Origin of the sequence: Clostridium sp. BL-8, assembly GCF_002006495.1 — a bacterium.
Taxonomy (GTDB): Bacteria; Bacillota; Clostridia; order Clostridiales; family Clostridiaceae; genus Clostridium.
This window is the reverse complement of record NZ_LZZL01000142.1, coordinates 1-8506: the sequence shown is the minus strand read 5'-3', so window position 1 is coordinate 8506 and position 8506 is coordinate 1. Positions and strand designations below refer to the sequence as shown.

The window sequence follows — 8506 nt, the reverse complement described above, 5'->3', positions numbered from 1 at the left end:
AGAGGTAACACTCCTTCCCATTCCGAACAGGAAAGTTAAGGTCTATAGCGCCGATGGTACTGCATGGGAGACTGTGTGGCAGAGTAGGACGTTGCGAGGTTAATATAAAAGGTGGTTAATTTAAACTACCTTTTTATTTTACGAAAAATTATAGTGGGTAATAGCAATTAAAATAATTTATGCATAAGCACTTACTCGTTTTTGAACTATTAGCAGAATATATGATAAGCTGTATAAAAGAAAGTATAAGACTAAAAAATGATTTTAAATTGAAATGTTAAATTATATATATAATAATGATTGATTTGGAGGTAGCTGTCATGAAAATTAATGAAATTTTTTTTGGTTCAAGGCCAAAATCTATTTTAAAAATAATAGAAAAAGGGAATTTAGATGAACTCAATAACTTCATAACAAATGGAGGAAATGTTAATGAAAAATATGATGACAAGAGCCTGCTTCATTTTGCTATAGATAATTGTGGAAAGAATTACTTTGAAATAATAGAACTTTTAATTAAAAATGGTGCGGATATAAACAGTAATCAAAGTTATTATAAAGAGATACCATTACATAGGGTCTGTGCAAGAATAAAACCTAATATGAGTGTTGTTAAATTAATATTAGAGAATGGATCTGAAGTAAACGCTGAAAATATAACAGGAAAAACTCCTATTTTTTATTGTAATTTTAGTTTTTCGGTAGAGCTATTGAATCTTCTTCTTAATTATCATGCAGATATAAATCATACCGATAAATATAACAATACTATTTTGCATGATGATTATGTAATGTGTGGTGATTTTGATGATTTCGAAGAATATTTGAAGGTTATTCTCTCTTTGGGCTTAGATATAAATTCAAAGAATAATTCTGGACAAACACCATTAAATTTATGTAAAAATAAGAAGATTGAGAATATATTAATTGAATATGGAGCAAAAAGAAGTATTTAGTTATACCGTTAGATACCTATGTAAAAAGTGTCTAACGGTATTTTATATTGATGATTTTATTAAGATATATAAATAATTAATTTATTATTTTAATTTTCCGTGATAATCATACACATTTGTTTTTTTATTATTATTGGAATCAGAATATCCTGCTAATGTTGAAAGTTCCGAAGTAGAATTTAGATTATTTTTATTATTTGAATTCTTAGTATATTTTGATGGAGAAAGATGACTATTAACTTGGCGAACTTTTTCGGAATTAAAACTTGGGTCAAATTCTGAGGAATGAATGTCAATTATTTTTTCAGTATCGTAAATTTTTGGAGATGGATCATCCGGCGTATTTTGTTTGCTCATAGAAATCACTCCTAACAATAATTTTAAGATTTTTTTATATATAATATGTATATAATATGTAGAATAAATTATATAGATAACTTTAAATAAAATATAACTATAGTATTATTATTATAAAAAAGGAGAATTCAATACATGAAATATTAAGGAGATTATTCCTTGGATATTTTACGATTATAAGTAAATAAATATAATTCTGTAGTATAATAATAATACACTGCTAAAAATGAAGAGGCCAAGATGATGATTAAAATAAAAAAAGCAGATAGTCTAAATATCTAAAGATAATAATTTAAATCTAAAATGATTGACTTATATTAAGGAGGAGTAAAAAATGAAAATTCATGAAGGTTTGCATGTACTTGAATTAGGTATACAAGAAAGAAGAATGAATCCTACACTTATCTTTGACGATGAAAATGTAATTTTGATAGATGCTGGGTTACCTGGACAATTAGAAAATATTTATGAAGAAGTTAGAAAAGCAGGTGTGGATTTTGAAATGATAAATAAAATATTTATAACACATCATGATTTAGATCATATTGGCAGTTTAGCTAGTGTAACTCAAAATTCCCAAAGTAAGATAGAAGTATTAGCAAGTGCTGGTGAAAAACCTTATATTGAAGGGGAAAAGACACCAATAAAATTTACAGCAGAACGTCTTAATTCTATGCCGGAAGATAAACGCAATGAAATGCTAGAACAGATTTGTAATCTTAAAACTAATGTTGATAAGATTATTGAGGATAATGAAGAATTTAATTATTGTGGGGGAATAAAGGTAATTCATACACCAGGACATACACCCGGTCATACTTGCTTCTATTTAAAAAAATATAAAACATTAGTAACAGGAGATGCGTTAAATGTAGTAAATGGTGAGTTAGTTGGACCAAACCCTGAATATACATTCGATATAGATGAAGCAAAGAAATCATTAAAGAAGCTTACTCAATATGATATTGAAACAGTTATATGTTATCATGGAGGGGTATTTACTAAAAATCCAAACAAGAAAATTGCAGAACTTGTACAAGGTTAAAGAATTTATATATTTAATTATTCTGGAAAAAGGAGTGCTCTAAATTGTATGTAAGCGAAACAAAAATTGTAGTAAGATATGCTGAAACAGATAAAATGGGTATAGTTCATCACTCTAATTATTTGATTTGGTTTGAAGCAGGCAGAACAGATTTTATTAAGGGGAGTAATATTAGCTATAGTGAAATGGAAGAAAAGGGGATATTAATTCCTTTAGCTGAAAGTAGTTGTAAGTATATTGTTGGTGCAAAATATGAAGATGAGTTAATTATTAAAACTTGGATTAAAGAATTTACACCAGTTAAAGTAGAATTTGGCTATTCAGTAATTAGAGAAAAGGATCAAAAGGAAATTGCTAAAGGAAGTACATTACATGTTTTTGTAAATAGTGATTTTAAAATAATTAACATTAAAAAAAGTCATTCTGAGATATTTGAAAAACTACGATCTTTACATAACTTATGAATATGCTAAAGCAATAAAAAAGCCTGCTTAAAGACATTTTTAGGCAAGCTTTTTTGTTAGAAAGTTATTCCTTAACCAACACTTTTAATATTTCAGCAATATAAATTGTGTGGTAATCTTTGTCAGGATACATTGTTTCATTAAATTTTGGTTCATCAAAATTTGCAAGTTCTATATCGGTGTGATACATTTTTTTACATATCATAGTCATTTTTGCTTCTTTAAAATAAGGACTAATTTCATCGAATACAGGAGTTAGATTTGCTTTTTCTACTTTGTTTACATCTCTTCCGGAAAGACTTCCACAAATACCGAGGGCCTTCTTATAATCTTCGCTAAAGAAAGATAAAGAAAAAGTATCATTTAAATCTATAAATTCTTTTGTATATCTACTTTGTCTAACATAAATTGTAGCTGAATTTTTTCCCCAGAATACACCAAGGCTTCCCCAGCTTGCAGTCATAGTATTAAATTTGCTTTCATTTCCAGCAGTGATTAGCAGCCATTCATTGCTAATTAGTGTAAAAGGATTCATGTTTAAGTCCTTAATTTCAATTTCTTTAAAAGCCATTTGTTTGCCTCCTTGATAAGTAAGTTATATTTATTTTAAATCTATTATAATTAAAGTGCCAATATAGGTTTAATCATAATAACTAAAATTATAACATACAAATAATATTTTATTTAAAAAACTTTTCTTTATATAAATTTATTTCTTTAAGAAATCGATAAGAGTTTTTGCTGCAATAGATAAATTAGATGAATTTTTATAAATTACGCCAATGTATCTAGGTGGAATCTGATGTTTAAGTGGAATTTCTATAAGTGTTTTATTCTCTAGTTCACTATCCAAAAATTCTTTTATTACAGAGGTAATTCCAAGTCCAATTTTTGCAGATTCGATTAAAAAATCCATATTACTGGCTTCAATGTCTGGAGTGATGGATAAATTTTGCGAAGCAAAGTAGTTATCTATATGCTCGCGGGTGGCATTAGGATTTTCTAGCAACATAAATGAACCCCTATTAAAAATATCTTTTGTATTTTTAAAATTTGATTTTTCCAGATAACTATTACTTGCAACCAAGATATCATGCATTTCTTTAAGTTTAACAAATTTAACATCAACTTTATTTGAAGTAGTTCCAATAATGCCTAAATCTAACTTTTCTTCTTGTATTAATTTAATAGTGTCAAGAGTAGGCCGATTTATGATTTTTATCTTAAAATCTGAGTACTCTTTTGTGAACTTTTCAAATTCAGGCAAAAAGTAACTTTTACCTATAGTGGTGCTTACACCTAAATTAATATTTCCTATTTCTTTATTTTTAAGTTTTTCTAAAATATGTTCTCCTAAGCTAAGCTCGCTTAAAGCATTATTAATATGTTTAAATAATATTTCTCCTTCTGGTGTTAAAGCCACTCCTTTTGAACTTCTGGAAAATAACTTTAGATTTAGATGGTTTTCTAAAGTTTTTATTGATTTGCTTACTGCAGGTTGAGAGACAAAAAGTACTTCGGCAGCATGTGATATATTTTTATACTTTGCCACTGTAAAAAAAGTTTTATATAAATTTAAATCAATAATCATAATATAACTCCTAATTATAGTATTCATAACTAATATATATTTTTATTATACATCAAGATAATGTAGAATATAAATAAGTTAAGAGAAATAAGTCAAAATTGATAAGAAAGGGAGAGCACATTATGAAAATTGGAATAATAGGAATTGGTGCTATTGGAGGATATATTAGTGCAATGCTTTGTAAGAGTAAAGAAAATGTTTATATTATAGCAAAGGGTGAGACTTTAAACAGCATTAGAAATAATGGTATAACTTTAAAAAATGAACTAAATGAAAGTTTTAATGTATATCCAAGGCTTGCAACTGATAATGCAAGTGAAATTGGAATTATGGATATTATTTTTGTTTGTGTTAAAGGCTATTCTTTAAAAGCGGCAGCAAGGACTATTTTACCGATGGTAGGTGAGCATACGCTGATTATTCCAATTATTAATGGAGTAGACGGAGGAAGTAAATTATACTCGTATTTAGGAAAGGGAAAAATAGCAGATGCTGTAATGTATATTAGCTCAAAGATTGAAGCGGATGGCGTAATAAAACAAACAAGTAAGAATGCTAAGATTGTAGTATCTTCAAATAGAAATAGACCTATTCATAAAAGACACTTAGAAAAAATTTACAATATTTTATCCAAAGCAAATATAGTATGTGAAGTAAGAAAAGATGCTGAAGTTGCGGCTTGGAATAAATATGTTTTTAACTGTGCATTTAATGTAACAGATTCATATTATGATGTTAGAGTAAAAGGAATACTTGAAGATAAAATGAAATTTGAGACCTTTTGTAATGTGGCTAAAGAATGTGAAGAAGTTGGAAGAATTAAGGGTATTAAATTACCACATAATATCTATGAAACTACAATTAATACTTTAAAAAGTCTATCTAAGAAAAGTATAAGTTCTATGCATAGAGATGTTGCACGTGGCAAAAAATTTGAACTTGAGTTATTTTGTGGAGATTTATGCCGTATGGGGAGAGACTTTGGAGTACCAACGCCATACACTCAAAAGGCATATGAGAAACTTAAAGTTTTACAGCCAATGTAAAATTCAATAGAGAATTGAGGAGTTATATTATATAATAGAGCTGCTGAAAAAGGCATTATAAAAATGTTACTTTTTTAGTAGCTTTATATTATTTATGGATATAGATACATGATAATATTGAAAGAGAAAAAGGTTAAGAATATACAAATGGAGGTGAACTATTAGTGCAGAATTAATTAATCTGTCACTAATTATTAAACTATGGATTTTAAAAATAAAATATGTGTAATTACAGGTGGAGCTTTAGGTATTGGCAGATGCTTAACAAGGGAATTTGCTTTTTCAGGTGCAAAGGTTATTTTCATTGATAATAATAAAAAAGCAGGAGAAGAAAATTTAAAATATATTAGGACAAAAGGAGGAGAAGCAGACTTTTTTCTGGGAGATATTTCGGAGGAAAACATATTATACAACTTTGCAGATTTTGTTATAGGAAAATATGAACGTATAGATTATTTGATTAATAATGCTTGTATAAGTAAAAAAGGAATTTTATCTAAATGCTCATATGAAAATTTTAATTATGTACTAAGAGTAGGAGTAACTGCTCCATATATGTTAGCTCAATTATTTATGGATAACTTTAATAAAAATGGAGCAATTGTAAATATCTCATCAACAAGAGCTAATATGTCTCAAGCTGATACAGAAAGTTATACTGCCGCTAAAGGCGGCATATCAGCACTTACACATGGACTTTCTATAAGTCTTTCCAATAAAAATATTAGAGTAAATTCGATAAGTCCAGGCTGGATTGATACAGGTGCTTACTATGATGAAAGATATGTTCCTGATCATAGCAAGAATGATGAACTGCAACATCCATCAGGAAGAATAGGGAATCCAAAGGATATTGCAAGAGCAGTTATGTTTCTGTGTAATGAAGACAATAGTTTTATTAATGGTGAAAATATTAATATAGATGGCGGTATGGCAAAATTGATGATTTACAATAACGACAATGGATGGAAGTACAATATTTGAATCAAAAATAATATATAAAGTTAGATAATAATCTTATGTGCATCATTAAAATTATTTTTAATGAACATAAGGTTATTTTATTTTAAATAAATATTTAATTAGCTATTAAAAAATTTCTATAGCTTGTCAATAAAAAAAATTGATAAAGCTAAAAAATAACCTGATTTGATAAGAAAACATTCAATTTAAAGCTAAAATTTATATAAAATTATTTTTGTTATTTTACATATTTATCATTAAGTGTGGGAATAAATTTGAAACATTAAACATAGTATAAAGTAGAGTAACTAAAGGAGGAATAAGAGATGAATTATTTAATTAGTAAACTAAATTCTACGTTTAGAGATAAGAAGACTTATTTTTTCATTGTATTAATCATGTTTTGTTTAGGGATATCTTTTGGACTTTATACTGTTAAATGCATGGGAGCATCAGATAAAAAGGATCTAGCCAATTATTTTTTTAGTTTTACGAATTCAATAGGAAGTCAACCAATTAATTATGGAAATTTATTTTATGAGGTTATGAAGAAAAATATATTGATCATTGTACCTATATTTATATTAGGTTTAACTTTTTTTGGAGCTCCTATAATATTAATTTTAGATTTATTAAAAGGTTTTACGCTCGGGTATACTTTTTCTTTTATCATAACAACCTTTGATGGAAAAGGAATTGGACTAGCTTTAGCATCTGTTATTCCTCAAAATTTAATATATATTCCATGCTTTATAGCGTTAAGTGTCATTAGCTTGTCTATCTCTACAGAAAAATTTAAGGGAAAGTTCTTTAAACGCATGAACAATAAGGATCCTTTTCTAGATGGTGTATTAAATAAGTTAATTGTGGTTGGGGTACTATTTATAATTGGGATGTTAATTGAAACTTATATATCACCATCTCTAATAAGATTTGTGGCTAGAAAATTCTATTTATAAAGAAGAATATAAACATATGAAAAATTAAAAAAGGGAAATTGACAATTTTGTCGAATACTAATCTTAATCAATGGTATAGGAGATAATAATGATAAATAGTATAAATAATTATAAAGATTATTTGTTAGAAAGTGGTAAGAGTGAAAACACTATATATGCATATGTGACTGATGTTAGTTTATACCTTAAATTTTTAAATAGAAAAAAAATCGATTTATATACGAGTGATAAATTAACAATTATGTCTTATATACAAAACCTTATTAACCAAGCAAAATCAGAAAGATCTATAAATAGAATAGTAATAAGCCTCAGAAATTTTTATTCATATTTAAAAAGTGAAGCATTAATAAATGAAATCCCTAAAATAGAATATAAGAGTTCTAAAAATAATAGAAAATTGCCACAGATATTAACCATTGAAGAAGTAGATAAAATAATCAGGGTAGTAGAAAAAGATTGTTCTAAAGGCATACGAGATAATGCACTATTAGAATTGATGTATGCTACTGGAATGAAAGTGTCTGAACTTATTGGATTAAATGTAGATGATGTTAATCTTGATTTGAATTTTGTTAGATGTACAGATAACAAACATCTTGAAAGACTTATCCCTATAGGAAGAAGTGCATGCAAGGCATTAGTAGAGTATTTGAGTATACGATATAAAATAGCACAGTGCGGAGTAAATAATCTTTTTGTGAATTTAAATGGGAATAAACTTACAAGACAAGGAATCTGGAGAATTGTTAAGGAATATTCTAGAAAAGCAGGCATTGATAAAGATGTTAATCTAAATACTTTTAGGCACTCATTTGCAGTTCATTTACTTCAAAACGGAGCCAATGTTAGAGCGGTGCAGAAATTACTTGGAAATCAAGTTCTAACATACATGGACACATATTATGAAATTATAAACAACGATAAAATTAACTATATATACATGCATACCCATCCAAGAGCTTGATATTTAGTTACTGACGTAAATAACATATTGAAAAAGTTGAGATATTACCACCGATATTTTAAGTCGGTGGTAATTTCATAATTAAACATATTTTTTAGATTAATAAGAAAAATTATGATCTATTTTTTTCATATTTATAAAAATAATTTTACATAAAT

Annotated in this window: 10 protein-coding genes and 1 rRNA gene; 8 read left to right on the top strand and 3 right to left on the bottom strand. The window is 27.2% G+C overall.

Features of this window, described 5'->3' with window-relative positions; genetic code table 11:
* Window positions 1–100: ribosomal RNA gene (gene rrf / locus CLOBL_RS25895) — 5S ribosomal RNA — on the top strand; the annotation flags it as partial.
* Window positions 101–320: 220 nt separating this feature from the next.
* Window positions 321–956 carry an ankyrin repeat domain-containing protein gene (locus CLOBL_RS25890; protein WP_077861630.1) on the top strand — a complete coding sequence of 212 codons (636 nt, stop codon included), beginning with the start codon at window positions 321–323 and terminating at the stop codon, window positions 954–956.
* An 84-nt stretch (window positions 957–1040) separates the two neighbouring features.
* Here CLOBL_RS25890 and CLOBL_RS25885 read toward each other — a convergent pair whose 3' ends face one another.
* On the bottom strand, window positions 1041–1313 hold the full coding sequence (locus tag CLOBL_RS25885; RefSeq protein ID WP_077861629.1) for a hypothetical protein: 273 nt from the start codon (window positions 1311–1313) through the stop codon (window positions 1041–1043).
* Window positions 1314–1647: 334 nt separating this feature from the next.
* On the opposite strand from CLOBL_RS25885, the gene CLOBL_RS25880 reads away from it, so the two are divergent.
* Window positions 1648–2358, top strand: coding sequence for an MBL fold metallo-hydrolase (locus CLOBL_RS25880; protein WP_077861628.1), 711 nt, complete (start codon window positions 1648–1650; stop codon window positions 2356–2358).
* 44 nt (window positions 2359–2402) lie between these two features.
* Window positions 2403–2822, top strand: a complete 420-nt coding sequence (locus tag CLOBL_RS25875) for a thioesterase family protein (protein WP_077861627.1) — start codon at window positions 2403–2405, stop codon at window positions 2820–2822.
* Between the two features lie 64 nt (window positions 2823–2886).
* On the opposite strand, the gene CLOBL_RS25870 is transcribed toward CLOBL_RS25875, so the two are convergent.
* Window positions 2887–3393 (bottom strand): flavin reductase, encoded by a 507-nt coding sequence (locus tag CLOBL_RS25870; RefSeq protein WP_077861626.1) that lies wholly within the window; start codon window positions 3391–3393, stop codon window positions 2887–2889.
* A 138-nt stretch (window positions 3394–3531) separates the two neighbouring features.
* Window positions 3532–4413 (bottom strand): LysR family transcriptional regulator, encoded by an 882-nt coding sequence (locus CLOBL_RS25865; protein ID WP_009170504.1) that lies wholly within the window; start codon window positions 4411–4413, stop codon window positions 3532–3534.
* Window positions 4414–4535: 122 nt separating this feature from the next.
* Between CLOBL_RS25865 and CLOBL_RS25860 the strand changes: the two genes are divergently transcribed.
* From CLOBL_RS25860 to CLOBL_RS25845, 4 genes are all read left to right on the top strand, one after another.
* Window positions 4536–5459 (top strand): 2-dehydropantoate 2-reductase, encoded by a 924-nt coding sequence (locus CLOBL_RS25860; RefSeq protein WP_077861625.1) that lies wholly within the window; start codon window positions 4536–4538, stop codon window positions 5457–5459.
* A 201-nt stretch (window positions 5460–5660) separates the two neighbouring features.
* Window positions 5661–6443 (top strand): SDR family oxidoreductase, encoded by a 783-nt coding sequence (locus tag CLOBL_RS25855; RefSeq protein ID WP_077861624.1) that lies wholly within the window; start codon window positions 5661–5663, stop codon window positions 6441–6443.
* Window positions 6444–6748: 305 nt separating this feature from the next.
* A complete protein-coding gene (spoIIM, locus tag CLOBL_RS25850; protein ID WP_077861623.1) occupies window positions 6749–7381 on the top strand; it encodes a stage II sporulation protein M in 633 nt (210 codons plus the stop codon).
* An 88-nt stretch (window positions 7382–7469) separates the two neighbouring features.
* Window positions 7470–8348: a tyrosine-type recombinase/integrase gene (locus CLOBL_RS25845; RefSeq protein WP_077861622.1), complete on the top strand. Its 879-nt coding sequence runs from the start codon at window positions 7470–7472 to the stop codon at window positions 8346–8348.
* The last annotated feature ends 158 nt before the right edge of the window (window positions 8349–8506 follow it).